This is a genomic window from Streptomyces katrae, from assembly GCF_000717655.1.
In the GTDB taxonomy this organism is placed as follows: Bacteria; Actinomycetota; Actinomycetes; order Streptomycetales; family Streptomycetaceae; genus Streptomyces; species Streptomyces katrae_B.
Genome location: NZ_JNZY01000004.1, coordinates 87642 through 112971, shown reverse-complemented (window position 1 = coordinate 112971; position 25330 = coordinate 87642). Strand labels below are relative to the sequence as shown.

Below are 25330 nucleotides of genomic sequence, written 5' to 3'. Positions count from 1 at the left end.
GGTGGACACATACCAGTCGACGAGCGAGGTCCCGGATCAGCCGGCCGCGGCTGTCGGGTACGCCGGTGTGCTCCGAGAGCTGCTGCCGATCGCCCTGTGGCGGGAGGACGCCGACGGATTCATCGTCGAATGGTCGCTCGCCGCCCAGGACCTGCTCGGCCACCGCCCCGAGGACATCCTCGGCCTCCCCGGCACCTCCGTACTCGTCCCCGAGACCAACCACGAGCTCGCCGACGACCTGACCCGGCGCGTCCAGGCGGGTGAGACGGTGGTCGGCACCCTCCCCGTGCGCCACCGCGACGGACACCGCGTCACGATGGAGATGTGGATCGTCCCCGCCATCGACCCGCAGGGCCGGACGGGGGCCATGCTGATCGCCGTGGAGACCTCCGAGGTCCTGCGCATGCGGGACTCGCTCGCCGCCCTCCAGAGCCTCTTCACCCAGTCGCCCATCGGCCTCGCCACCCTCGGCCCCGACCTGCGCTTCCTGCGCGTCAACGACGCACTGGCCCGGATGAACGGCGTCTCCGCCGCCGGTCACCTCGGCAAACGGCTCACCGAGGTCGTGCCCGGCGTCAACGCCGTCGCGCTCGAAGCGACGATGCAGCAGGTCATGGACCGGCGCACCGCCGTCGTCGACGTCCGCCGCACCGGCCGCACCCCGGCCGACCCCGAGCACGACCACACCTGGTCCTGTTCCTACGCGCCGCTCCTCGACGGGTCCGGCCGCCCGCTCGGCGTGATCGCCTCCCTCATCGACATCACCGACAGCCAGCAGGCCCAGGTCGACGCCGAGCGGGCCCGCCGCCGCTTCGCCGTCCTCGCCGAGGCCGGCACCCGCATCGGCACCACCCTCGACCTGGACCAGACCGCCCGGGAGATCGTGCAGGTCCTCGTACCCCAGCTGGCCGACTCGGCCGACGTACAGCTGCTGGAGGCCGTCCTCGCGCCCGATGACGCCGCGGCCACCCACCAGGGCGTGCTGCGCCGCATCGCGGTCGAGTTCCCCGACCCGGCCGCCCCCACCGCCCGGCTGGCGCCCGGCCAGACCTTCCAGATCCCCGCGGAATCCGTCTACGAGCAAGTCATCGCCGACGGGCGGCCCATGAACCTGTACGTGTCCGACGTGCACGCGCTGCTCCCCGACCCGCGCGCCACGGAACTGCGCGACTACCTCTCCACCCTCGGCTCCGCCCGGCTGATCCCGCTCGTCGCCCGCGGCACCGTGCTCGGCGCGGTCACCGTGACACGGGTGCGCGGCCGCGAGCCCTTCGACGAGCAGGACTGCGTACTCCTCGACGAGGTGGTCGCCCGCGCGGCCCTCAACATCGACAACGCCCGCATGTACACCAACCAGCGGCGGGCCGCCCTGACCCTCCAGCGCAGCCTCAGCAACAGCGCCCTGCCCGAGGTCACCGGCCTCGAACTCACCGGCCGCTACCTGCCGGCCAGCGACCACGACGTCGGCGGCGACTGGTTCGACGTGATCCAGCTGCCCGGCGGCCGCACCGGCCTGGTCATCGGGGACGTCATGGGCCACGGGATCCACGCCGCCGCCGTCATGGGGCAGCTGCGCACGGCCGTACGCACCCTCGCCCGCCACGACGTCTCCCCGACCCGGCTGCTGCGCTCGCTCGACGCCGCGGTCGCCGACCTCGGCGAGGACGAGATGGCGACGTGCGTCTACGCCGTCCACGACCCGGCCACCGGCGGCTGCACCATCGCCCGCGCCGGCCACCCGCCGCCCGCCGTGGCCACGGCCGCCGGGGAGGTCACCTTCCTCGACGGCCCTCCCGGCACCCCGCTGGGCACGGGCGGGCAGGAGTTCCGCACCGAGGAGGTCGCCCTGCCGCCCGGGAGCCTGCTCGTCCTGTACACCGACGGGCTCATCGAGGCCCGCGACCGCGACCTCGACCAGGGCATGGCCCAGCTGGGACGGGCGCTGCGCGACGCCGGGCAGCCGCTGGACCGGCTGTGCGACGGGATCCTGGCGCGCCTGCTGCAGGGGGCCCCGCAGGACGACGTGGCGGTCCTGCTCGCCCGTACGGCGGCCTCCCGGCCCCGCTGACCGGCTGCCGGCCCGGCCGGAGCGCCCGCGCCCGGATCACCAGGCCAGGTCCTCCAGCGACTCCAGGTCCATCACCGGCGCCGCCGGCTCCGGACCGCCGGTCATCGGCAGCTCGGCCCAGATGACCTTGCCGCGCTCGGTGTACCGGGTGCCCCAGCGCTCGGCGTACTGCGCGACCAGGAACAGGCCGCGGCCGCCCTCGTCGGTGGTGGCCGCGTACCGCAGGTGCGGGGAGGTGCTGCTGCCGTCGGAGACCTCGCAGATGAGGTTGCGGTCGCGCAGCAGCCGCACCCGGATGGGCGCGGTCCCGTACCGGATGGCGTTGGTGATGAGTTCGCTGAGGATCAGCTCGGCCGTGAACGCGATGTCTCCCAGCCCCCAGGCGGCCAGCTGCGCCGAGCCCGCATTGCGCACCCGGGAGACCGCAGCCGGGTCGGCGGGAACGTCCCACTCCGCGATCCGGTCCGCCTCCAGCCGCCGGGTGTCGGCGATCAGCAGGGCGATGTCGTCACTCGGGGACGGGAACAGCAGCGCGGCCAGCACGTCCGCACAGACCTGCTCGGGGCTGCGGCCGGGCTGGGCGAGCGTCTGGGCCAGCAGGTCGAGGCCGGTGTCGAAATCCCGGTCGCGGTCCTCCAGGAGGCCGTCCGTGAACAGCACGAGCCGGCTCGACTCCGGCAGCAGCAGGTCGGTGGCCTCGAAGGGCATGCCGCCCACGCCGAGCGGCAGCCCGGCGGGCAGCTCCGGGAACTCCACGCCCCCGTCGGGCCGGACCAGGGCCGGTCCGGGGTGCCCCGCGCTCGCCATCGTGCAGAGCCCGGACACCGGGTCGTAGACCGCGTACAGGCAGGTGGCGCCCGTGACGCCGGCCGCCTCGCCCGTCCCGTCCCCGGCGTCCCCGGCGTCCCCGGACTCGTTCTGGTCGATCCGGTGGATCAGCTCGTCCAGGTGCCCCAGCAGCTCGTCGGGCGGCATGTCCAGGGTGGAGAAGTTGTGCACGGCGGTCCGCAGCCGGCCCATCGTGGCCGCCGCGTGCACCCCGTGCCCGACGACGTCGCCGACGATCAGCGCCACGCGGGCGCCGGCGAGCGGGATCACGTCGAACCAGTCCCCGCCCACCCCCGCCTTCGCCGGCAGGTACCGGAAGGCCACCTCCACCGCGCTCTGGTCCGGCAGCACCCGGGGCAGCAGGCTCCGCTGGAGGGCCACGGCCGTCGCGTGCTCCCGGGTGAAGCGGCGGGCGTTGTCGATGGAGACGGCCGCCCGCGTCCCCAGCTCCTCCGCGAACGACAGGTCCTCCTCGTCGAAGGGCTCCGGGGTGTCGGCGGCCCGCCAGAAGTTGGCCATGCCGAGGACCACGCCGCGGGCCTGGAGCGGCACCGAGATCAGCGAGTGCAGCCCGTACCCCAGCGCCTGGCGGGTTCCGGCCTCGTCCTGCGCCCGCCAGCCCATCGCCGCGTTCAGATCGGCCGCGAGGACCGCGTGCCCGGCGTCCAGGGCCGCCGCCATCGGAGCCGTGGGCACCTCGAAGCGGATGATGTCGCCGACCGGCTGCAGGGGCTGGTCCGTGCGGACCCCGCTCATCGCCGCCCTGCGCATCTGCGAGTACATGCCGGTGGCCGGTGAGGGCTCCTCGCCCTTCAGCACCGGCTCCAGCAGCTCCACCGTGACGAAGTCGGCGAACCGGGGGACGGCCACCTCCGACAGCTCCTCGGCGGTCCGCACCACGTCCAGCGTGGTCCCGATCCGCACCCCCGCGTCGTAGAGCAGCTGGAGCCGCTCGCGGGCCACTTCAGCGCGGCCGGAGAGCGCGGCGAGCTCGGTGGTGTCGCGCAGGGTCATGACGCTGCCGGACGGGTGCCCTCCGTACGGCTTGGTCGGGCGGACGTTCACGGCGAGGAGCCGGTCGCCCGCCAGGTGCACCTCGTCCGTCGCGACCCGCCCCGACACCAGCAGCGAGGTGGTGCGCGGGTCGAGGCCCAGTTCCCCCACATGGCGCCCCTCGGCGTCGTGCGGCAGGTTCAGCAGCCGCCGGGCCTCGTCGTTGGCGAGCAGCAGCCGCTGGTCGGCGCCGATGATCAGGACGCCCTCGCGCACCGCGTGCAGCACCGCCTCGTGGTGCTCGTTCATCCGGGCCATCTCGAGCTCGCCCAGCCCCCGGGTCTGGCGCCGCAGCCGCCGGCTGACCAGGGCGGCGCCGCCCGTGCCGAGCAGCAGCGCGCCCACCGCGGCGCCCAGCAGCAGCGGCAGCTGGCCCTCGACCACCTCGGCGACGTTGGCGACCTCGATGCCGGTGCCGACCAGGCCCACGACGGCCCCGCTCGCGTCCCGAACGGGGACCACGGCGCGAACCGCGTCGCTCGGGGAACCCTTGAACATCTCGGTGAAGGAACGCCCGCCGACGGCCCGCGAGAGGTCGCCGGTGGCCCGTTTGCCGATCAGTTCCGGCCGGGAGTCGGTGTAGCGGACCCCGTCGGGTGTCATCACGGCGATGAAGTCGACGCCCGCGGCCTGCCGGGCGGCATCCGCCAGGGGCTGCAGCTCGGCCGTCGGGTTCGTGCTCTTCAGGGCCTCGGGAAGGCCCGGGGCGTGTGCGAAGGCCTCCGCCGCCGCGAGGGAGCGGTGGCGCGCATCGCGCTCGGTGTCGTACCGCTCCTGGAACACGAGGGCCAGCGCGGCGGCGGCGATCAGCAGCACCACGATGACCGCCTGGAGCGCGAAGACCTGACCGGCGACACTGCGGGCACCCAGGGAGAGGCGCGGCGGCAGGCCCGGGTCCCGCCCGGTCGGCTGCCGGGGCGGGGATCCCCTGGGTCGACCCAAACGTCCGGTCATGAGCCATTTCTAACACTGTCACCGGGATTTGGGCGGGGCTGCTGCTGCCGTGGCGCTCGCCGCACCGCGGTACGCACGGGGGCTGAGGCCCACGTACGAGCTGAAGTGCTGGCGGAACGTGACCTCGCTGGCGAAGCCCGCGCGCCGGGCCACTTCCGGAACCGGATGGTCCGTGCGCTCCAGGAGCTTGCGGGCCTCGTCCAGGCGGTGGCCGAGGAGCCAGCGGTGCGGGGTGGTGCCCGTGGCGGCGACGAAATGGCGGGCGAAGGACCGCGGCGACATCCCCGCCCAGCCCGCGAGCGTGGCCACGGACAGCGGCTCGTGCAGATGGCGCAGGGCCCGCTCCCGTACGGCCGCCAGGGCCTCGGCGGTCCGGTCCGCCGCCGGGGTGGGCCGGTCCAGGTACTGGGCGTGGCCGCCGGTGCGGAACGGGCCCGTCACCATGGACCGGGCGACGGCGGCGGCGGCCTCCGCGCCGTGGGCCTCCCGTACGAGGTGCAGGCAGAGGTCGATCCCGGAGGCCACCCCGGCGGAGGTCCACAGCCCGCCGTCCTCCACGTACAGCGGGGCGTCCTCGACCAGCACGGAGGGATGGCGCGCGGCGAGCTGCGGAGCCAGCCACCAGTGCGTCACGGCCCGGCGGCCCGCCAGCAGGCCCGCCTCCGCCAGGATGAACGCCCCGGCGCACAGTGCGGCGACCGGCACGCCCCGGGCGTGCGCGTCCCGCAGGGCGGCGAGGACCGGCTCGGGCGTCGGGGCGGCGGGCTCGTCCAGTGCCGGGACGACGACGAGATCGGCCTCGGCGAGCCAGTCGAGCCGCCGGTCCGGGGCCAGGGTGAGCCCGCCGGGCAGCGCGATCGGCCCGGTGTCCTCGGCGCACCGGCGCAGCTCGAAGCGGGGGACGCCGAGATGGCTGCGGTCGGGGCCCCAGACCTCGGTGATGACGGCGAGGTCGAAGCTGCGGATCCCGGGCTGGACGACGACGGCGACACGATGCATGCTGCCATTCTGGCAGGATCCCATCGGTTCGGGTCCCTGTTGCCGCTGTCGGCGCGACGGCGGGCCGAAGATCATGGAGTCATGACGAAGAACGAGACCGTACTCGCCCCGAACGCCGCCCTCCTGGTCATCGACGTACAGAAGGGCTTCGACGACGCCTCCTTCTGGGGCCCGCGCAACAACCCGGCCGCCGAGGCCAACATCGCCGGCCTGATGGACGCCTGGCAGGAATCCGGCCGCCCGGTGGTGCTCGTCCAGCACGCCTCGCGGGCGGCCGGCTCGGTCCTGGCCGCCGACCGGCCCGGCCACGCCTTCAAGGACTTCGTGGCCGACCGGGCGGGCCGGGCGTCCCTGCTGGTCACCAAGACCGTGAACTCCTCCTTCTACGGCACCCCGGACCTGGCCGCGTGGCTCACCGCCCAGGGCATCGGCCAGCTCGTTGTCTCCGGGATCCAGACCAACATGTGCGTCGAGACCACCGCGCGGATGGCCGGGAACCTGGGCTACGACGTGCTCGTCCCGCTCGACGCCACCCACACCTTCGACCTCGAGGGCCCGGACGGCCTGCGGCTGACGGCCGACGAGCTGGCGACCGCCACCGCCGTCAACCTCCAGGGCGGCGGCTTCGCCCGCGTGGTGACCACCGCTCAGCTGCTCGCCGCCTCCGGGGCGCCGGCCCACGTCACGGCGTAGTACCGCAGCCGCTCGTCCTCGGCGACGAGCCGCATCCCGGCCGCGGCCATGACCCGGTGCGAGGCGGAGTTCTCCCGGTCGGCATCGCCCGCCGCCCCGGCGGCCCCGTGGGCGCGGGCATGCTCCAGCAGCGTCCGCAGAGCCTCGGCGGCGTACCCGCGACCGCGGGCGCCCGGAACCAGCCCGTACCCGACGGTCACCACTCCGGCCGCGTCGGCGGGGCCGTGGAACCCGGCGCCGCCGATGATCAGCCCGTCGCCACGCCGCCGGATCTCGTACGCACCGAACGGCGCCGGATCCCCGCTCTCCGCCAGCACCCGCAGATACCGCCGGGCCCCGGCCCGGTCCCCGTCACCGGGATACCCCTGCGCCCACGGGCACCCACGCTCCGGCACTCCGGCCAACACCCCCAGGGCCCGTGCCGCATCCAGAGCCACCAGCACGAGCCGCTCACTCACCAGCTGATCCATCCCCCACGGACTACCATCCCGGCCACCCGCCCCGCACGCGGGTTTCCGGTCCTCACCCCCCGGACTCGCGCAGGCGGACCGGCTGGGTGCGGGCGTGTTCCGGGCGTCGGCGGCGCGCATGTCCAGCACCTCCTGGGCCGGGGCGGGCAGGAAGAACCGCTCGGCGCCTCCCGGCCCAGCGCCTGGTCTCGGCGACGTACGGGCGCATCCGGTCCTCGTACGCGGCGAAAGCCGCCCGGTGGTCGCCGCCGGCCTCGGCCGGCTCGCCCGCCAGGAGGTGCGCGCCGATCAGCGCCTGCGAGATGCCGCGGCCCCGAGGCCGGCCCGGCGCAGTGGCCCGTATCGCCGAGCAGCACGACCCGGCCGGCCGCCCACGTGTCCGTCTCCACCTGGGCATGGGCGTCGAAGAAGAACTCCTCCGCCGCATCGGGCACCTTCCTGAACGGCCTGTCGACCAAAACCGGCAGCGACACCTGAGCCCCGCACCGGCGCAATTCCCAGCCCCGCCGGCGTTTCAGGCGCGGGGTCAGGGGCCTGGAGCCCCGCCGACGGCGCCGCACCGGCACCCCTGCACCGGCGCAGGCCGAAAACGCCGAGGCCCGGCACCCCCACTCGGGGGCGCCGGGCCTGGCACGGCCGACCGCAGGTCAGAGAACCTCGGCGGCGATATCGGCCGCGACCCGCTCCAGCAGCGGACCCGCGTTCGGGATGGACTTGGCCGGATCGGGCTCCAGGTCCGTCAGCGGGTACGCCTTGCGGATGCCGGCCGCCTCCAGGGCCTCCTGGCCCAGCAGCAGCCGCCCGCACACCGCCACGACCGGCTTCCCCGCGGCCCGGGCCGCCGCCGCGACACCGGCCGGGGCCTTGCCGTGCAGGGTCTGCTCGTCCAGCGAGCCCTCACCGGTGATCACCAGCGTCGCCCGCTCCAGCGCCGGAGCGAACCCCAGCACCTCCAGCATCAGCTCGATACCGGGCCGGAACGACGCGCCGATCAGCAGCGCCCCGTACCCGATGCCGCCCGCACCACCCGCCCCCGGGGCGGCGGCCAGCCGGCCGGCCTTCTCACCGATCGACTTCTCCAGCACCACCGCGAAGTGCGCCAGCGCCGCGTCCAGCGTCGCCACGTCCTGCGGCGACGCCCCCTTCTGCGGGCCGTAGACCGCGGGCGCGCCCTTCGGTCCCGTCAGCGGGTTGTCCACGTCGCTCGCCAGGACGAGGTCGACCTCCGCGAAGCGCGGGTCGATCCCGGACAGGTCGGCGGACGCCAGCTCCGCGAGCGCGCCGCCGCCCGGACCGACCGGTTCACCGTTCGCGTCCAGGAACACCGCACCCAGTGCGGCCAGCATCCCCGCACCGCCGTCGGTGGTGGCGCTGCCTCCCACACCGAACACGATCGAGCGCGCCCCCGCGTCCAGCGCGGCCTTCAGCAGCTCGCCCGAGCCGTACGTGGTCGCCGTCAGCGGGGCGAACACACCCGCCGGCAGCAGCTGCAGCCCGGAGGCCTCCGCCATCTCGACCACGGCGGTGCCGTCGCGCAGCGCGAAAGCGGCCGTGACCTGCTCGCCGAGCGGTCCGGTGACCCGTACCTCCCGGCGCTCGAACCCGGCCGCCACGGCGGCCGCGACCGTGCCGTCGCCGCCGTCCGCGACGGGGAGGGTCTCGATCTCCACGCCCGGTACGGCCTTGCGGAGGCCCGCCGTCACCCGCTCCGCGACCTGAACGGCCGTGAGCGAGCCCTTGAATTTGTCCGCGGCGATGAGCACGCGCGCGGTCTCAGTTACTGCTCCGTCCGTCACCTTGCTAATCCCTTGCTATCGAACAGTGCAGTCGCGCCCCCATGAGCGTATCCGGAGGATCCTCCTATGCCCATGGGTGGCCTGGGTCACGCCCGGCACGTCATGCCCCTAAATACGGATATACACCTGCATAGTGGGGCCAGATGAGCGCGGATTCACTGGAAGACGCATCTCCGGAGGGTCAGGACCCCGAACCGGACCGCGCCGTCGTCACCATCGGGTTGATCGCCGTGCTGGCCGTCGCCGCCTGGGCAGCGCTGGGCAAGAACTCCTTCGACACGGCGTCGAGCACCGCGCTGGCCTGGGTGCCGGCCAATTTCGCCTGGCTGTTCGTGATCGCCGCCGACGTCTTCCCCGTCATATGCGTCGTCCTCGCGATCAGCCGGTTCGGCCGGATCCGGCTCGGCGCCGCCGACTCCGAGCCTGAGCCCACGAACCTCGCGTGGATCGCGATGATGTACAGCGCCGACGTGGGTATCGGTCTGATGTTCTACGGAGTGGGGGAGCCGCTCACCCCCTACCTGAACCCGCCGCCGGCCCCCGGGGCGCCCCCCGGCAGCGCGACGCTGCCCGTGCGGCCCTGGGCCACTCCTTCTGGCACCGCGATCCGCCTCGGCTCCACCGGCGCCGCCGACCTCGCGGTCAAGGTCAAGGACGGGGCGGAGGCCTCGCTGTTCGCCATGCTGGACGCGCTCCCGCTGGGCACGGTCACCTCGCACGTGGCCATGGCGCTGGCCATGACGTACTTCGTCACCAGCGCCGACTCGGCCTCCCTGCTGAGGGGCTCCCTCCCCAGCCTCGGCTCGCTGAACCCGCCCACCTGGCACGTGGTCACCTGGGGCGTGCTGATCGAGGCGGTGGCGGCCGTGCTCCTGGTCGCGGACGGCCTCAATTCCCTGCAGACCCCGCCACCATTCCGGTCGCGCTGCCCCTCGTCCTCGTCATGCTGCTGCTCTGCTGGGCCCTGGTGAAGGAGGTCCGCGAGGGCCCCGGCGCGGGCCCCGCCCGCCACCACGCCCTGCACGGGATGCGGGACGCGGTGAAGGCCATGGTCGGCGACGCCGTCACCGAACAGGGCCCGTCCCGCCACCCCCGCCTCCGCCGCGTCGCCGACTCCGCCCGCCGCACCCGCCGCACCCGCGACGACCCGCCGCCCCCGCCCACCACGGAGGCGTGAGTGACCGGCCCGGCCCCGCTCAACCGGCGTCGGCAGCAGGACTTAGGGTGGCGTCGTGACCACCACGGATGACTACGCCACGTACATCGCGAGCCTGCCCCGGGTGCTGGCCGGGGCCGCCGCGCTCTACCGGGACGCCGAGGGGCGGGTGCTGCTCGTCGAGCCGAACTACCGTGAGGGCTGGGCCCTGCCGGGCGGCACCATCGAGTCGGACCTCGGCGAGTCCCCGCGGGCGGCCGCGCGGCGCGAGAGTGCCGAGGAGATCGGCCTCGACCTGCCGCTCGGCCGGCTGCTCGCCGTCGACTGGACGCTCGGCGAGGGCCGCCCGCCGCTGGTCGCGTACCTGTACGACGGCGGAGTGCTGGACGAGGCGCAGCTCGCCTCGATCAAGCTCCAGGAGGAGGAACTGCTCTCCTGGCGGCTGGTCGAGCCCGCCGAACTCACCACGTACCTCCTCGGATCGCTCGGCCGGCGCACTCAAGAGGCCTACCGGGTCCTCGAGTCCGGCGAGGGCGCCGCGGAGCTGGAGAACGGCACGCGCCCGGTCTCCTCGTGACACCGGGTTTACTTCGAGCAGGACAGAATCATCTGATGATCACGATGTACGCCTGGCCCAGTACCGCCGACGGGCCCGACGCCCTGCCCATGGTCCACTTCACCACCGAACAGCAGGAGAGCGGCGAGGTCACCGCCGAGGGGACGCCGGTGTGGCTGTTCGACACCGCGATACGTGAGGGCGGCTGGGCCCAGTTCACCGATTTCGAGGGCTGGTCCGTCCCCGCCGCCGGCTGGCAGGCCTTCTACCGCCGCGAGGACGACCTCCTCGCCGTGACCGGCCCCGGCGCCTGCGAGGGCTGGTACCAGGGCAACCTCGGTGCCGACGCCGACTGGGTGGCGGCGGCCACCGCCCAGCAGAGCGTGGTCCTGCTCGCCGCCCCCGTCCAGCACCCCTCGCTCTACGGCTACGCGGTGGAGGCGGGCGCCGCGTTCGCCCTGCTCGTCCCGCTCGCGCTGGTCTGATCCACGCTGGTCCGAGCTACGGCGTCGTCGCGCCCGCCTCGAAGGCCAGCAGCTGCACCTTGCGCTCGACGCCGCCGCCGTAGCCGGTCATGCTGCCCGACGCGCCGATCACCCGGTGGCACGGCACGATGATGCTGACCGGGTTCTTCCCGTTGGCCAGGCCCACAGCGCGCGAGGCGTTCGGCTTGCCGAGCCTGGCCGCCAGCTCCCCGTACGACCAGGTCTCGCCGTACGGGATCCGTACGAGCTGGTCCCACACGCTGCGCTGGAACGCGGTGCCCTCCAGGCGGACGGGCACGTCGAACTCGGTGAGCGCCCCGGCGAAGTAAGCGGTCAGCTGCCGCGCCACCTCCGGGAACGGCTCCTCGGTCGCGGCGACCCGCTCCCCGAAGGACTCCTCGGCGGGCCGGTGCCGCTGCCCGGTCATGTACAGACCGCTGAGGACACCGTCGGTGGCGACCAGGGTCAGCGGGCCGTAGGGGCTCTCGACGACGGCGTGCTGCTTGGTGCTCAGGGCCTTCATGGTGTTCGTGGTGCTCATGACGGGGTGCACTCCTCAGACGGGCAGGTGGTTGACGGGGTGGGCGTCGGTGGCCCACAGGTACTGCACGGCGTACGCGCGCCAGGGCCGCCAGCCGGCCGCCCGGGCGGTGAGCGCCACGGGCGTGGACGGCAGCCCGAGCTCCTTCGCGGCCCGCCGGACCCCGAGGTCGGACGGCAGGAAGGCGTCGGGGTCGCCCAGCGCCCGCATCGCGATCACCTCGGTGGTCCAGGGGCCGAACCCGGGCATCGCGTTCAGCTGGGCGCGGGCCGCCTCCCAGTCGCTGTCGATGCCGAGCGGGAGGGAACCGTCGGCCAGTGCTGCGACGAGGTTGGTGAGGGTGGCGCGCCGGCTCGCCGGCAGGGCCAGGGACTGCGGATCCAGGGCGGCCAGGGCCTGCGGTGAAGGGAAGAGGCGGGTCAGCCCGCCCTCGGGATCGGGGTCGGCCACCGGTTCCCCGTACGAGGTGACCAGCCGGGCGGCGTGCGTCCGCGCCGCCGCCGTGGACACCTGCTGGCCGAGGACCGCCCGTACGGCGAACTCCGCCGCGTCGACCGTACGGGGCACCCGGCGCCCGGGGGCCTTGTCGACGAGCGGGGCCAGCAGCGGGTCGGAGCGCAGCTGGCCGTCGACGGCCTCGGGGTCGGCGTCGAGGTCGAGCATCCAGCGGCAGCGGCTGATGGCGATGGTGAGGTCGCGCAGGTCGGTGAGGGCGAGCTGGCAGCCGATGTGGTCGGGCTGCGGGGTCAGTGCGACGACCCCGGTGCCGTACGGGAGCCGCAGCGTCCGGCGGTACGCGCCGCAGCGCCACTCCTCGACGCCGGGGACGGCGGTCGCGGCGAGGTGGCCGAAGAGGTTGTCGGGGTTGAGCGGGGCCCGGAACGGCAGACGCAGGCTGATGGTCCCGGGGACCCGGGGGACGTGCCGGTTCGCTTTCTCTGCCCGCAGGCGCAGCTCGCCGGGGGCGAGGGCGAAGACCTCGCGGACGGTCTCGTTGAAGGTCCGGATGGAGGAGAACCCGGCGGCGAAGGCGACGTCGCCCATGGGCAGCTCGGAGGTCTCGATGAGCAGCCGGGCGGTCTGGGCGCGCTGCGCCCGGGCCAGGGCGAGGGGCCCGGCGCCGAGCTCGGCGCCCAGCTGCCGCTCGACCTGGCGGGTGGAATACCCCAGCCGCGCCGCCAGCCCGGGTACGCCCTCGCGGTCCACGACGCCGTCCTGGATGAGCCGCATGGCCCGGGCGACGGCGTCGGCGCGGGCGTTCCATTCGGGGGAGCCGGGCGAGGTGTCGGGCCGGCACCGCTTGCAGGCCCGGAACCCGGCCTGCTGGCAGGCGGCGGCGCTGGGCAGGAAGGTCATGTTCTCGACCTTGGGCGGCACGGCGGGGCAGCTGGGGCGGCAGTAGATCCCGGTGGTCCGCACGGCGGTGAAGAACCACCCGTCGAAGCGGGCGTCCTTCGACTGCACGGCCCTGACGCAGCGCTCGGTGTCGGTGTACATGGCTCCAGGATCCCGGCCCGGTCCCCGCGGGGCTGGCGATTTTCCGACATCAAGCGTATCCGCCACCGCTGCATCCCACTCCCGTCCCCCGTCCCCGCGGGCCCTGGGCCCGGCTGGGCGGGACAGGCGGGGCGGGACAGGCGCCGCGCCCCGTGCAGGCGGCCGGCGGCCTCCGGAGATGCCGAAGGCCCCCGGGGTGTGTACCCCGGGGGCCCTCCGAAAAGCAGCGGTCGGCGCTACGGCAGTTGCGATGCCGCCCGCGCCTCGCGGCGGTTGTGGCGGAACGTGTTCGCCCGCCGAGTCGTCGCGAACAGCGGGATCGTGGCCGCCAGAGCGATCTGCAGCGCGCAGCCCGCCTGGAGCAGCAGCTGCCCGCCCGGGGCGTCGAACGCCCAGGCCGCCAGCAGGCCCATGGCCCCGATGATCCAGCTCAGCATCGCCACCGCGAGGACACCCCGCGGCTTCGGGTACTCGACCCGGCTCACCATCAGCCACGCCACCCCGATGATCGCCAGCAGCGTCGGGACGAACGGCAGCTCCAGCAGCACGATCGAGACGACCGTCAGCGCGCCGAAGGGGCTCGGCATGCCCTGGAACATGCCGTCCTTCATCGTCACGCAGCTGAATCTCGCGAGTCTGAGCACCACGGCCAGCAGCACCACGATCGCCGCCAGCGCCGACATCTTCTGCACCGCGTCGTCGGCGACCATGCCGTACACCAGCACGAAGTACGCCGGCGCCAGCCCGAAGCTGATCAGGTCGGACAGGTTGTCCAGCTCCGCGCCCATCGGCGAGCTGCGCAGCTTGCGGGCCACGATGCCGTCGAAGAGGTCGAAGACCGCGGCGAGCAGCATCAGTATCACTGCCGTCGCGGCGCTGTTACGGGCCATGCCCGACTCGCCGCTGCCGGTGAGGTGCGGGATGAGGATCCCGGTGGTGGTGAAGTACACCGCCATGAATCCGCAGGTCGCGTTGCCGAGGGTGAGCGTGTCCGCTATCGACAGCCGCAGCGAGAGCGGCATGTCGTCCTCGGCGGACTCCTCCTCAGCGGCCTCGGGCACCCACCCGCCCGACGGTGTGGTGGGAGTCTCAGGGTCAGTCACGGTCAATTCGGGTCACCCCCGCGGTGGTGGCCTGCCCGACCTCGACCGCGACCTCGACACCCTCGGGGAGGTAGATGTCGACGCGGGAGCCGAAGCGGATCAGACCGATGCGTTCGCCCTGCTCCACCTTGGTACCGGCCGGCAGGTACGGGACGATGCGGCGTGCGACGGCGCCGGCGATCTGCACCATCTCGATGTCGCCGAGCTCGGTGTCGAAGTGCCAGACAACGCGCTCGTTGTTCTCGCTCTCCTTGTTGAACGCCGGGACGAACCCGCCGGGGACGTGCTCCACGGACGTCACCGTGCCCGCGAGGGGCGCGCGGTTGACGTGGACGTTCAGCGGGCTCATGAAGATCGCGACCCGGGTCCGTCCGTCCTTCCACGGCATGATGCTCTGCACCACACCGTCGGCGGGGGAGATGACACGGCCCTGAGCGATCTCGCGCTCGGGGTCGCGGAAGAACCACAGCATGCCCGCCGCGAGAGCGGTGGTGGGCACGGCCACTGCCGCCCAGCGCCCGGACTTGCGGGCCCGGGTGAGGCTGAGCGCAGCGGTGGCGACGGTCGGCAGAAGCCACGGCGATGCTCCGCGTGCGAGACGTCCACCGAGGATGCCGACGCGAGGTGCAGAGGTTTGGCTGTGGGGCATGGATGACCTTCGTAGCGGGTGATTGCCGCGCCGCAAACAGGGGGACGGGACGGCGGCTTTACTGGAATGCTATCGGTTGCACGCAACAACTGGGCAAGCCAGAAGCCGAGTCGATGGCCGCAGGCCAGTGACTGCCAGTGATTCTTTTGCGACGAACCCATGGAGGATCCGCCGCAAAAGGGACTTTCAGCCCTGGAGTCGGTACTCCTCGAGAAGACGCCGACCGATGATCATTTTCTGGATCTCGGCCGTCCCTTCACCGATCAGCAGCATCGGTGCCTCGCGGTAGAGGCGCTCGATCTCGTACTCCTTCGAGAACCCGTAGCCGCCATGGATACGGAAGGCGTCCTCCACCACCTCTTTGCAGTATTCGGAGGCGAGGTACTTCGCCATCCCTGCTTCGAGGTCGTTTCGTTCCCCGGAGTCCTTTTTGCGTGCCGCGTTCACCATCATCGCATGGGCGGCCTCGACCTTGGTAGCCATCTCGGCCAGCTTGAACTGGATGGCCTGGTGCTCGGCGATCGCCTTGCCGAAAGTGTGACGTTGCTGGGCATACGAGACACCCAGCTCGAACGCACGCTGAGCGACGCCGCAGCCACGCGCCGCCACGTTGACGCGGCCGACCTCGACCCCGTCCATCATTTGGTAAAACCCTCGGCCGGTCTGGCCTCCGAGGACCCGATTGGCCGGAATGCGCAGTCCGTCCATGATGAGCTCGGTCGTGTCGACGCCCTTGTAGCCCATCTTGTCGATCTTGCCCGGGATGGTCAGGCCCGGACGGACCTCACCGAAGCCCGGCTCCTTCTCGACGAGGAAGGTCGTCATCGACTTGTGCGGGGCCGTGCCCTCGGGGTGGCCTTCGTCACTTCGCACCAGAACGGCCACCAGGGTGGAGCTGCCGCCGTTCGTCAGCCACATCTTCTGGCCGTTCAGGACGTAGTCGTCCCCGTCCTTCACCGCCTTGGACGAGATGGCCGACACATCGGAGCCCAGCGCCGGCTCGGACATCGAGAACGCGCCGCGCACCTCGCCCAGGGCCATCCGCGGAAGGAAGTAGTCCTTCTGCTCCTGCGTGCCGTGCTGCTTGAGCATGTACGCCACGATGAAGTGCGTGTTGATGATGCCCGAGACGGACATCCAGCCCCGCGCGATCTCCTCGACGCACAGCGCGTACGTGAGAAGGGACTCGCCCAGGCCGCCGTACTCCTCCGGGATCATCAGGCCGAAGAGGCCGAGCTCCTTGAGGCCGTCGACGATCTGCTGCGGGTACTCGTCACGGTGTTCGAGCTCCGTCGCGACCGGGATGATCTCCTTGTCGACGAACTCCCGGACGGTCTTGAGGATCTCCCGCTGGACGTCGGTGAGCCCGGCGGTCTGGGCGAGTCGGGCCATGGCTACTTCCCCTGTTCCTTCAGCTGCGGGCGGCCGGGCTGCTCGCCGCCGCGCTCCTTGATGTACGTCTCGGTCGGGACCATCACCTTGCGCCGGAAGACGCAGACGAGGGTGCCGTCCTGCTTGTAGCCCTTGGTCTCCACGTAGACGATGCCGCGGTCGTTCTTCGACTTCGACGGGGTCTTGTCGAGGACCGTGGTCTCGCCGTAGATGGTGTCGCCGTGGAAGGTCGGCGCCACGTGCCGCAGGGACTCGATCTCGAGGTTGGCGATGGCCTTCCCGGAGACGTCCGGCACGGACATGCCGAGCAGCAGCGAGTAGATGTAGTTGCCCACGACCACGTTCTTGCCGAAGTCGGTGGTGTTCTCGGCGTAATTGCTGTCCATGTGGAGCGGGTGGTGGTTCATGGTCAGCAGACAGAAGAGGTGGTCGTCGTACTCGGTGACCGTCTTTCCGGGCCAGTGCTTGTAGACCGCCCCGACCTCGAACTCTTCGTACGTGCGTCCGAACTGCATCGGGATCAGGCCTCCGGAATCTCGAACTTGGTGGTGCGCTGCATGCCCGCCGCGCGGCCCTTGCCCGCGATGACCAGGGCCATCTTGCGGCTGGCCTCGTCGATCATCTCGTCGCCGAGCATCGCCGAGCCCTTCTTGCCGCCGGCCTCGGAGGTGCACCAGTCGTACGCGTCGAGGATCAGCTCGGAGTGGTCGTAGTCCTCCTGGGAGGGGGAGAAGACCTCGTTCGCCGCGTCGACCTGGCCCGGGTGCAGCACCCACTTGCCGTCGAAGCCCAGCGCCGCCGCCCGGCCCGCGACCTCGCGGTACGCGTCCACGTCGCGGATCTGGAGGAAGGGGCCGTCGATCGCCTGGAGGTTGTGCATGCGGGCCGCCATCAGGATCCGCATCAGGATGTAGTGGTACGCGTCCGCCGGGTAGCCGGGCGGCTGCATGCCCACGACCAGGGACTTCATGTTGATCGAGGCCATGAAGTCGGCCGGGCCGAAGATGATGGTCTCCAGCCGCGGCGAGGCGGCGGCGATCTCGTCGACGTTGACCAGGCCCTTGGCGTTCTCGATCTGCGCCTCGATGCCGATCTTGCCGACCTCGAAGCCCATGGTCTTCTCGATCTGGGTCAGCAGCAGGTCCAGCGCCACGACCTGCTGGGCGTCCTGGACCTTCGGCAGCATGATGCAGTCGAGGTTCTGGCCCGCGCCCTCCACGACCGTGATGACGTCGCGGTACGTCCAGTGCGTGGTCCAGTCGTTGACACGCACGACCCGGGTCTTGCCGGTCCAGTCGCCGTTGTTCAGCGCGTCCACGATCGTGTGGCGGGCGCCCTCCTTGGCCAGCGGGGCGCAGGCGTCCTCGAGGTCGAGGAAGACCTGGTCGGCCGGCAGGCCCTGGGCCTTCTCCAGGAACCGCGGGTTCGAGCCCGGAACCGCAAGGCAGGAGCGGCGCGGCCGCAGCCGGTTCACGGGAGACGTGGGCGTGGTCATGCGGGGACCTCCAGAGGGTCGAGCTTGTTCGCTTTCCGGATCTCGTCGACGATACGGCCGATGATCTCCGTGATACCGAAGTCCTTGGGTGTGAAGACGGCGGCGACTCCGGCCGCCTTGAGGGCGATGGCATCGGCGTTCGGAATGATGCCGCCGAGCACAACGGGGATGTCACCCGCCCCCGCCGTACGGAGGCGTTCCAGCACGTCCGGCACGAGCGCGCTGTGCGAACCGGACAGGATGGACAGTCCCACGCAGTGCACGTCCTCGGCCAGCGCCGCCGAGGAGATCTCCTCGGGCGTCAGCCGGATGCCCTGGTAGACCACCTCGAACCCGGCGTCGCGGGCCCGTACGGCGATCTGCTCGGCGCCGTTCGAGTGCCCGTCCAGGCCGGGCTTGCCGACCAGCAGGCGCAGCCGGCCGGAGCCCAGGTCCTCGGCGGTACGGGCGACCTTCTCGCGGACGAGGGCCATCGGCGTCCCCTCCTCGGCGGTCACGGCCACCGGGGCCGAGGAGACCCCGGTCGGGGCGCGGAACTCGCCGAACACCTCGCGCAGCGCATTCGCCCACTCGCCGGTGGTGACACCGGCACGGGCGCACTCCAGCGTGGCCTCCATCAGGTTCTCGGTCCCGGCCGCGGCCTCCTTCAGCCGGTCCAGGGCCTGCATCACCGTCGGGAAGGCGAACGGGTCGCCGTTCCCCTGCCGGTCCGAGGACTCCTGCCGCTCCTCGCGCCAGCGGACGATCCGCTCCACGGTCAGCGCCTCGACGGCCGGGTCGACCGTCATGATGGCGCCGTCCAGATCGGCCGTGAGCGGGTTCGGCTCGGTCTGCTCGTAGCAGTTGACACCGACGATCTTGTCCTCGCCGGCCTCGATCCGGGCCCGCCGCTCGGCATGCGAGGAGACGAGCTGGGACTTCAGGTACCCGGACTCGACGGCGGCCATCGCGCCGCCCATCTCCTGGATCCGGTCGATCTCGGCCAGGCAGTCGGCGACCAGGGAGTCGACTTTGGCCTCGATGACGTGGGATCCGGCGAAGATGTCCTCGTACTCCAGCAGGTCGCTCTCGTGCGCCAGGACCTGCTGGATGCGCAGCGACCACTGCTGGTCCCAGGGCCGGGGCAGGCCCAGCGCCTCGTTCCAGGCCGGCAGCTGCACCGCGCGGGCCCGGGCGTCCTTGGAGAGGGTGACCGCGAGCATCTCCAGCACGATGCGCTGGACGTTGTTCTCCGGCTGCGCCTCGGTCAGTCCCAGGGAGTTGACCTGGACGCCGTAACGGAAGCGACGCTGCTTCGCGTTCTCGATGCCGTAGCGCTCCTGGGTGACCTTGTCCCAGATGCGGCCGAAGGCGCGCATCTTGCACATCTCCTCGATGAAGCGGACGCCCGCGTTCACGAAGAAGGAGATGCGGGCGACGACCTCGCCGAAGCGCTCCTCGGGCACCTGGCCCGAGTCGCGCACCGAGTCCAGCACGGCGATCGCGGTCGACATCGCGTACGAGATCTCCTGGACCGGGGTGGCCCCGGCCTCCTGGAGGTGGTACGAGCAGATGTTGATCGGGTTCCACTTCGGAATGTGGTTGACCGTGTACGCGATCATGTCCGTCGTCAGGCGGAGCGAGGGCCCGGGCGGGAAGACGTGCGTCCCGCGCGAAAGGTACTCCTTGACGATGTCGTTCTGGGTGGTGCCCTGGAGCAGGGCGATGTCCGCGCCCTGCTCCTCGGCGGCCACCTGGTAGAGCGCCAGCAGCCACATGGCGGTGGCGTTGATCGTCATCGAGGTGTTCATCTGCTCCAGGGGGATGTCCTGGAACAGCCGCCGCATGTCGCCCAGATGGGAGACCGGGACCCCGACCCGGCCCACCTCGCCGCGGGCGAGGATGTGGTCGGGGTCGTAGCCGGTCTGCGTCGGAAGGTCGAACGCGACCGACAGGCCGGTCTGGCCCTTGGCGAGGTTGCGGCGGTACAGCTCGTTGGACGCCTCGGCCGTGGAGTGGCCGGCGTACGTCCGCATGAGCCACGGACGGTCTTTCTGGCGCTCTGTCATCTCAGGCGATCCTTAGGGCCTTTGAGCCGACTCAGATGTTCCGGAAGCGGTTGATCGCGTCGAGGTGCGTGGCGCGCATCTCGTGGTCGCGGACGCCCAGGCCCTCCTCGGGGGCCAGCGCCAGGACGCCGACCTTGCCCTGGTGGAGGTTGCGGTGGACGTCGTAAGCCGCCTGGCCGGTCTCCTCCAGGGAGTAGACCTTCGACAGCGTGGGGTGGATCTTGCCCTTGGCGATCAGGCGGTTCGCCTCCCACGCCTCGCGGTAGTTGGCGAAGTGCGAGCCGATGATCCGCTTCAGCGACATCCACAGGTAGCGGTTGTCGTACTCGTGCATGTAGCCCGAGGTCGAGGCGCAGGTGGTGATGGTGCCGCCCTTGCGGGTGACGTAGACGCTGGCGCCGAAGGTCTCCCGGCCGGGGTGCTCGAAGACGATGTCGATGTCCTCGCCGCCGGTCAGCTCGCGGATGCGCTTGCCGAAGCGCTTCCACTCCTTGGGGTCCTGGGTGTGCTCGTCCTTCCAGAACTTGTAGCCCTCGGCGCTGCGGTCGATGATCGCGGTCGCGCCCATCGCGCGGCAGATGTCCGCCTTCTGCGCGCTGGAGACGACGCAGATCGGGTTGGCGCCGCCGGCCAGCGCGAACTGGGTGGCGTACGAGCCGAGCCCGCCGCTGGCGCCCCAGATCAGGACGTTGTCGCCCTGCTTCATGCCGGCGCCGTTGCGGGAGACCAGCTGGCGGTAGGCGGTGGAGTTGACCAGGCCGGGCGAGGCGGCCTCCTCCCAGCTCAGGTGGCCGGGCTTGGGCATCAGCTGGTTGGACTTGACGAGTGCGATCTCGGCGAGGCCGCCGAAGTTCGTCTCGAAGCCCCAGATGCGCTGCTCGGGGTCGAGCATCGTGTCGTTGTGGCCGTCCGAGGACTCCAGCTCGACCGAGAGGCAGTGCGCGACGACCTCGTCGCCGGGGTTCCAGGCGTTGACGCCGGGGCCGGTGCGCAGCACGACGCCCGCGAGGTCCGAACCGATGATGTGGTACGGGAGGTCGTGGCGCTTGGTGAGCTCCGAGAGGCGCCCGTAGCGCTCCAGGAAGCTGAAGGTGGACACCGGCTCGAAGATCGAGGTCCACACGGAGTTGTAGTTGACCGACGAGGCCATGACGGCCACCAGGGCCTCGCCCGGACCGAGTTCCGGCACGGGCACCTGGTCGAGGTGCAGGGACTTGCGCGGGTCCTTCTCACGGGTGGTGAGCCCCGCGAACATCTCCGCCTCGTCCTTGTGCACGGTGATCGCGCGGTACGAGTCGGGGAGCGGCAGGGCCGCGAAGTCGGCGGCCGTAGCGGCCTGGGACTGGATCGCGTCCAGGATGTCCTTCACGGTGTTGCCTCCGGCGAAGCGCTGATGAGGGTGCGCTGAGGGATACGCAGGTGCGTGGTACGGGTGGTGTTGGGGTGCTGCGGTACTGCGGGATGCCGTCGGTCCGGCGGAGCTGTGGTGCTGGCGACGCCCGTGGTGAGGCGTGCGGTGCCTGGTGACGCAGGCATCCGGGGCGCGGTTCGTGCCGAGTGGGCGTGGACCGCGGGGACATCCGGACGAGATTCAACGTATGGCACCCCGTGTCACTCAGCAAGGCACCGCGTGCCAAAACTTTCTCTCATTTGCCTATTGACCTGCGCAGATGAGCGATGATCGATCAGAGTTACCGATGAGTAGGGGCAAGTCGGACAAACAAAAGCGGCCGCCCCCGGGACGGGAGCGGCCGCTGTGATGTGTGTGACTACTGCTTGTTTCTCAGTGCTTCCTCGATGGTCCGCATGACCTCGTCGAGCGGGGCGTCCGTACGGGCCACCGCCACCAGCACCTCGCCCTGCGTACGGACCTCCGCCGGCGCGGCCGGAGCCGGCGTCGTGCTCAGGGTCCGGCCCGCGCCGATCCCCGTGCCGAAGGTCTTCCTCACGATCGAGAAGGCGTGGTCCAGCTGCGCCTCCACGTCTCCCTGGCCGCCGGCCCGCAGCCAGCGCCGCAGCACGTGGTTGTGGGCCGTGACGACCGCCGAGGCGGCCACCTCGGCCAGCAGCGGGTCGTCGTTCCCGTCGTGGTGGTCGGTCTCGTCGAAGTGGGCCAGCAGGTAGCGGGTGAAGAGCCGCTCGTAGCGGGCCACCGAGGCGATCTCCCGCTCCCGCAGCGCCGGCACCTCGCGGGTCAGCCGGTAGCGCTCCACCGACACCGCCGGCGAGGCGGCGTACATCTTCATGACTTCCTTGATCCCGCGGCACACCGTGTCGAGCGGGTGCTCGTGCGCCGGGGCCACGTCCAGTACCGCCTCGGCCCTGGTCAGGGTGTCGTCGTGGTCCGGGAAGATCGCCTCTTCCTTGGACCGGAAGTGCCGGAAGAAGGTCCGGCGCGCCACCCCCGCGGTCGCGGCGATCTCGTCGACCGTCGTCGCCTCGTACCCCTTGGTCGCGAACAGCTCCATCGCGGCGGCGGCGAGCTCACGGCGCATCTTGAGCCGCTGCGCGGCCGCCTTGGTGCCGGCCGTGCTCTCCGGGCTGTCGGAGGCCGTGGCGGCGCGGGGCGAGGTCTTGGCGGGCTGGGACATGGATCGAAAGTACTTCATTTGCGCAGGGGAGCGCGCCTGAGGGGGGTGGGACAGGGATGGATGCGGGGGAGAGCCCGCACTGGGCTCGGAAGGTACGGCCTGCCGTGAGGGTCCGGCAGACCCGAGCAGCCCTCCCCACGCATCCGGCTCTTGGGGCACCTGGCCAGGGCGCTGCTTACCGGCGGGCGTACTCACGGAATCCGCGGCCGGTCTTCCGGCCCAGGCAGCCCGCCGCCACCAGGTGCTCCAGCAGCGGGGACGGGGCCAGTCCCGGGTCGCGGAACTCCTTGTGCAGGACCTTCTCGATCGCGAGCGAGACGTCCAGGCCGACGACGTCGAGGAGCTCGAACGGCCCCATCGGGTAGCCGCCGCCCAGCTTCATGGCGGCGTCGATGTCGTCGAGGCTGGCGTAGTGCTGCTCGACCATCTTCACGGCGTTGTTCAGGTACGGGAACAGCAGCGCGTTCACGATGAAGCCGGCCCGGTCCCCGCAGTCCACCGGGTGCTTGCGCACCTTCGTGCAGATCTCGCGGACCGTTGCGTGCACGTCGTCCGAGGTCAGGACGGTCCGGACCACCTCGACCAGCTTCATCGCCGGCGCCGGGTTGAAGAAGTGCATGCCGATCACGTCCTGCGGACGCGAGGTCACGCGGGCGACCGCGATCACCGGCAGCGAGGAGGTGGTGGTGGCCAGCACCGCGCCCGGCTTGCACACCTTGTCCAGGGCTGCGAACAGCTCCTGCTTGACCGCCAGGTCCTCCGCGACGGCCTCGACGGCCAGGTCCACGTCGGCGAACGCGTCCAGCGAGCCCGCCGGGGTGATCAGGGCCAGCGTCTGCGCGGCGCCCTCCTCGGTCAGCCGGCCCTTGGACACCGCACGGCCCAAGGACTTGCCGATCGCGGCCTTCGCGGCGTCCGCCTTCTCCTGGCTGCGGGCGGCGAGCACCACCGCGAAGCCGGCCTGCGCGAAGACCTGCGCGATACCGCTCGCCATGGTGCCGGAGCCGGCCACGCCGACCGAGCTGACGGGACGCCCCTCGCCGAGCCGGGCCCCGTCCAGCGGGGTCTGCGCGTCGCGGACGATCGTGGAGCTGCCCGGCTCCTCGTACGTGTAGAACCCGCGCCCGGACTTCTGCCCGGTCAGACCGGCCTCGGCGAGGTGGCCCAGGATCGGGGCCGGGGCGTGCAGCCGGTCGCCGGAGGAGGAGTACATGGCCTCCAGGACGGTCCGGGCGGTGTCCACGCCGATCAGGTCGAGCAGCGCGAGCGGGCCCATGGGCAGGCCGCAGCCGAGCCGCATCGCCGCATCGATGTCCTCGCGGGAGGCGTACTTCGACTCGTACATCGCGGCGGCCTGGTTGAGGTAGCCGAAGAGCAGGCCGTCCGCGACGAAGCCGGGGCGGTCGCCGACCGAGACGGGCTCCTTGCCGAGCTCGCGGGCCAGCACGGTGACCGCCTCGACGGCCGTCGGGGCGGTGAGGACGCTGGAGACGACCTCGACCAGCTTCATCGCCGGCGCCGGGTTGAAGAAGTGCAGACCGAGGACGCGCTCGGGACGCTGCGACTCGGCCGCGAGCCGGGTCACCGACAGGGCGTTGGTGCCGGTCGCCAGGATCGTGTCGGGCCGGACGATCGCGTCGAGCTCGCGGAAGAGGCGCTGCTTGAGCGCGTAGTCCTCCGGGACGACCTCGATGACGAGATCGGCGTCGGCCGCGGCGGTCAGCTCGGTGAAGGTGCGGAAACGGGCCAGCACGCCCTCCCGCTCCTGCTCGGTGATGCGCTCACGGGTCACCGAACGGGCCGTGGCCGCCGCGAGGGAGGCGGTGGCCCGGCGGGTGGCGGTGTCGCTGACGTCGATGCCGATGACCTCGCGGCCGGCCCGGGCCAGGACCTCGGCGATGCCGGTGCCCATCGTGCCGAGGCCGACGACGGCGATGGTCTGGAGGGGGGACTGACTGGACGTGGACGGAAGGTCCATCGCGGGACTCCAGTGGAAGAGGGTGACGACTGAGGGCGGCGCGCGGCGCACGACGCGCGGCAGGGATCCCGGCCCCGAGGAAGCGCGGGGCGCAGGGAGCGGCGGACCCTGTCCCGGGGCCACGCCGTACACGAGAAGCACTGGAGGCGACCGGGGTGCACGAGGTAGGTGCTGTGCCCGGAATGCCCGAGGTGCCTGAAGTACCGAACTGGGGGTACTGAACCGACTGGTACGGGGCGGCTGCGTCACCAGGCCGGCCTCGTACGTTGAAAGGAGCGTAACCCGCCGGTAACTGGCGCGCCAGAGCGCGGAGATGTGACCTGTACCGCCCAAATGTACCGATCATCGATCATCGATCACCCATCTCCGGAAAGCCGCCGCGGCGGCGCCCCCGCCGCCCTAGGGTGGCCTGGTGAACGACGTGCTGGAGCGCCTGCGAACGGAATCCGGGCAGTCGCCTCCGTACGAGGAACTGCTCGCGGCGGACCCCGACGCGCTGGCGGCCTCCCTGACCTCCGCCGGGCTGCCCCTGTGGGCCCGCGAGCTGGCTGCCTACCGCCTCGGCCTGGCCGGGGACCGGCGGGCCTTCGAGCCGCTGGTGCTGCTCCTCAACCACCGGGACCCGCCACGCTGCGCGGCCGCCGCCGAGGCCCTCGCCGTACTGGGGGACCCGCGCACCGCCCGCGCGGCGGCCGCACTCGCCACCAACACCCTGCGCACGGCCTACGCCCTCCAGCCCGTACGGCTGCTCACGGCGCTGCGCGCCCCCGAGTCGGCGCCCGTCTTGATGGCCACCCTGGCCCGGCTGCTGTCCCCGCACGACCCCTACTGGCGGGTGGCCCTGGCCTGTGTCGAGGGGCTCGGCGCCCTCGCCGACCCCCGGTCCCGCGAGGTGCTGACCCGGGCCCAGTCCCATCCGCGCCTCGCCGTGGCGGCGACGGCCGCGCTGCGCATGCTCGGCTGACCGGCCCGGCCGCC

20 protein-coding genes and 1 pseudogene are annotated in these 25330 nt (G+C 72.0%); 6 read left to right on the top strand and 15 right to left on the bottom strand.

Annotated features, from left to right (window positions below):
* The first annotated feature begins 1 nt into the window (after position 1).
* The gene (locus IF09_RS0106905; RefSeq protein WP_051832156.1) at positions 2–2068 is read left to right on the top strand and encodes a SpoIIE family protein phosphatase; all 2067 of its coding nucleotides are present in this window, start codon (positions 2–4) and stop codon (positions 2066–2068) included.
* A 36-nt stretch (positions 2069–2104) separates the two neighbouring features.
* On the opposite strand, the gene IF09_RS0106900 is transcribed toward IF09_RS0106905, so the two are convergent.
* Positions 2105–4903: a SpoIIE family protein phosphatase gene (locus tag IF09_RS0106900; protein WP_030292975.1), complete on the bottom strand. Its 2799-nt coding sequence runs from the start codon at positions 4901–4903 to the stop codon at positions 2105–2107.
* An 18-nt stretch (positions 4904–4921) separates the two neighbouring features.
* The gene (locus IF09_RS0106895) at positions 4922–5902 is read right to left on the bottom strand and encodes a GlxA family transcriptional regulator (RefSeq protein WP_234320901.1); all 981 of its coding nucleotides are present in this window, start codon (positions 5900–5902) and stop codon (positions 4922–4924) included.
* 81 nt (positions 5903–5983) lie between these two features.
* Between IF09_RS0106895 and IF09_RS0106890 the strand changes: the two genes are divergently transcribed.
* Positions 5984–6595 (top strand): cysteine hydrolase family protein, encoded by a 612-nt coding sequence (locus tag IF09_RS0106890; RefSeq protein WP_030292972.1) that lies wholly within the window; start codon positions 5984–5986, stop codon positions 6593–6595.
* Here IF09_RS0106890 and IF09_RS0106885 read toward each other — a convergent pair.
* Together IF09_RS0106885 and IF09_RS0106875 are read right to left on the bottom strand one after the other, a co-directional pair.
* Entirely contained in the window at positions 6550–7053 is a 504-nt protein-coding gene (locus tag IF09_RS0106885) for a GNAT family N-acetyltransferase (RefSeq protein ID WP_324606838.1), read from the bottom strand. The two genes, IF09_RS0106890 and IF09_RS0106885, sit on opposite strands and share 46 nt — an antisense overlap.
* A 659-nt stretch (positions 7054–7712) precedes the next feature.
* Entirely contained in the window at positions 7713–8861 is a 1149-nt protein-coding gene (locus IF09_RS0106875) for a glycerate kinase (protein WP_030292969.1), read from the bottom strand.
* A 143-nt stretch (positions 8862–9004) separates the two neighbouring features.
* Here IF09_RS0106875 and IF09_RS39950 point away from each other — a divergent pair.
* The 3 genes and pseudogenes from IF09_RS39950 (at position 9005) to IF09_RS0106860 (ending at position 11058) form a co-directional block, all read left to right on the top strand.
* A pseudogene (locus IF09_RS39950) lies at positions 9005–10038 on the top strand (BCCT family transporter).
* 55 nt (positions 10039–10093) lie between these two features.
* The gene (locus IF09_RS0106865) at positions 10094–10594 is read left to right on the top strand and encodes an NUDIX domain-containing protein (RefSeq protein WP_030292967.1); all 501 of its coding nucleotides are present in this window, start codon (positions 10094–10096) and stop codon (positions 10592–10594) included.
* Between the two features lie 35 nt (positions 10595–10629).
* Complete coding sequence (locus IF09_RS0106860) at positions 10630–11058, top strand: hypothetical protein (RefSeq protein ID WP_030292965.1); 429 nt, start codon at positions 10630–10632, stop codon at positions 11056–11058.
* Positions 11059–11074: 16 nt separating this feature from the next.
* On the opposite strand, the gene IF09_RS0106855 is transcribed toward IF09_RS0106860, so the two are convergent.
* From IF09_RS0106855 to IF09_RS0106805, 11 genes are all read right to left on the bottom strand, one after another.
* Positions 11075–11599 carry a methylated-DNA--[protein]-cysteine S-methyltransferase gene (locus IF09_RS0106855; RefSeq protein WP_030292964.1) on the bottom strand — a complete coding sequence of 175 codons (525 nt, stop codon included), beginning with the start codon at positions 11597–11599 and terminating at the stop codon, positions 11075–11077.
* Positions 11600–11614: 15 nt separating this feature from the next.
* Entirely contained in the window at positions 11615–13096 is a 1482-nt protein-coding gene (locus IF09_RS0106850; RefSeq protein WP_030292962.1) for an AlkA N-terminal domain-containing protein, read from the bottom strand.
* Positions 13097–13332: 236 nt separating this feature from the next.
* Entirely contained in the window at positions 13333–14157 is an 825-nt protein-coding gene (gene pssA, locus IF09_RS0106845; RefSeq protein ID WP_030155141.1) for a CDP-diacylglycerol--serine O-phosphatidyltransferase, read from the bottom strand.
* Positions 14158–14191: 34 nt separating this feature from the next.
* Positions 14192–14848 (bottom strand): phosphatidylserine decarboxylase, encoded by a 657-nt coding sequence (locus tag IF09_RS0106840; protein WP_030292960.1) that lies wholly within the window; start codon positions 14846–14848, stop codon positions 14192–14194.
* 186 nt (positions 14849–15034) lie between these two features.
* Positions 15035–16240 (bottom strand): acyl-CoA dehydrogenase family protein, encoded by a 1206-nt coding sequence (locus tag IF09_RS0106835; protein WP_030292958.1) that lies wholly within the window; start codon positions 16238–16240, stop codon positions 15035–15037.
* Positions 16241–16242: 2 nt separating this feature from the next.
* A complete protein-coding gene (locus tag IF09_RS0106830; RefSeq protein ID WP_030155134.1) occupies positions 16243–16755 on the bottom strand; it encodes a MaoC family dehydratase in 513 nt (170 codons plus the stop codon).
* 5 nt (positions 16756–16760) lie between these two features.
* Positions 16761–17735, bottom strand: coding sequence for an HpcH/HpaI aldolase/citrate lyase family protein (locus IF09_RS0106825; protein WP_030292956.1), 975 nt, complete (start codon positions 17733–17735; stop codon positions 16761–16763).
* The gene (locus tag IF09_RS0106820; RefSeq protein ID WP_030292954.1) at positions 17732–19783 is read right to left on the bottom strand and encodes a protein meaA; all 2052 of its coding nucleotides are present in this window, start codon (positions 19781–19783) and stop codon (positions 17732–17734) included. The genes IF09_RS0106825 and IF09_RS0106820 overlap by 4 nt, the downstream gene beginning before the upstream one ends.
* A 31-nt stretch (positions 19784–19814) precedes the next feature.
* Complete coding sequence (gene ccrA / locus IF09_RS0106815) at positions 19815–21152, bottom strand: crotonyl-CoA carboxylase/reductase (RefSeq protein WP_030292953.1); 1338 nt, start codon at positions 21150–21152, stop codon at positions 19815–19817.
* Between the two features lie 400 nt (positions 21153–21552).
* Positions 21553–22374, bottom strand: a complete 822-nt coding sequence (locus IF09_RS0106810) for a TetR family transcriptional regulator (protein WP_030292951.1) — start codon at positions 22372–22374, stop codon at positions 21553–21555.
* 175 nt (positions 22375–22549) lie between these two features.
* Complete coding sequence (locus IF09_RS0106805) at positions 22550–24352, bottom strand: 3-hydroxyacyl-CoA dehydrogenase family protein (RefSeq protein WP_030292950.1); 1803 nt, start codon at positions 24350–24352, stop codon at positions 22550–22552.
* A gap of 412 nt (positions 24353–24764) precedes the next feature.
* Here IF09_RS0106805 and IF09_RS0106800 point away from each other — a divergent pair, with 412 nt between their 5' ends.
* Positions 24765–25316: a HEAT repeat domain-containing protein gene (locus IF09_RS0106800; RefSeq protein ID WP_030292948.1), complete on the top strand. Its 552-nt coding sequence runs from the start codon at positions 24765–24767 to the stop codon at positions 25314–25316.
* The last annotated feature ends 14 nt before the right edge of the window (positions 25317–25330 follow it).

Bases quoted from the DNA above. Each gene is read 5' to 3' on its own strand.
- IF09_RS0106900 (WP_030292975.1), bottom strand. From the start codon at position 4,903: ATGACCGGACGTTTGGGTCGACCCAGGGGATCCCCGCCCCGGCAGCCG.
- IF09_RS0106860 (WP_030292965.1), top strand. From the start codon at position 10,630: ATGATCACGATGTACGCCTGGCCCAGTACCGCCGACGGGCCCGACGCC.
- IF09_RS0106825 (WP_030292956.1), bottom strand. From the start codon at position 17,735: ATGACCACGCCCACGTCTCCCGTGAACCGGCTGCGGCCGCGCCGCTCC.
- IF09_RS0106820 (WP_030292954.1), bottom strand. From the start codon at position 19,783: ATGACAGAGCGCCAGAAAGACCGTCCGTGGCTCATGCGGACGTACGCC.
- IF09_RS0106805 (WP_030292950.1), bottom strand. From the start codon at position 24,352: ATGGACCTTCCGTCCACGTCCAGTCAGTCCCCCCTCCAGACCATCGCC.
- IF09_RS0106890 (WP_030292972.1), top strand. From the start codon at position 5,984: ATGACGAAGAACGAGACCGTACTCGCCCCGAACGCCGCCCTCCTGGTC.
- IF09_RS0106895 (WP_234320901.1), bottom strand. From the start codon at position 5,902: ATGCATCGTGTCGCCGTCGTCGTCCAGCCCGGGATCCGCAGCTTCGAC.
- IF09_RS0106835 (WP_030292958.1), bottom strand. From the start codon at position 16,240: ATGGCCCGACTCGCCCAGACCGCCGGGCTCACCGACGTCCAGCGGGAG.
- IF09_RS0106855 (WP_030292964.1), bottom strand. From the start codon at position 11,599: ATGAGCACCACGAACACCATGAAGGCCCTGAGCACCAAGCAGCACGCC.
- IF09_RS0106830 (WP_030155134.1), bottom strand. From the start codon at position 16,755: ATGCAGTTCGGACGCACGTACGAAGAGTTCGAGGTCGGGGCGGTCTAC.
- IF09_RS0106850 (WP_030292962.1), bottom strand. From the start codon at position 13,096: ATGTACACCGACACCGAGCGCTGCGTCAGGGCCGTGCAGTCGAAGGAC.
- IF09_RS0106840 (WP_030292960.1), bottom strand. From the start codon at position 14,848: ATGCCCCACAGCCAAACCTCTGCACCTCGCGTCGGCATCCTCGGTGGA.
- IF09_RS0106810 (WP_030292951.1), bottom strand. From the start codon at position 22,374: ATGTCCCAGCCCGCCAAGACCTCGCCCCGCGCCGCCACGGCCTCCGAC.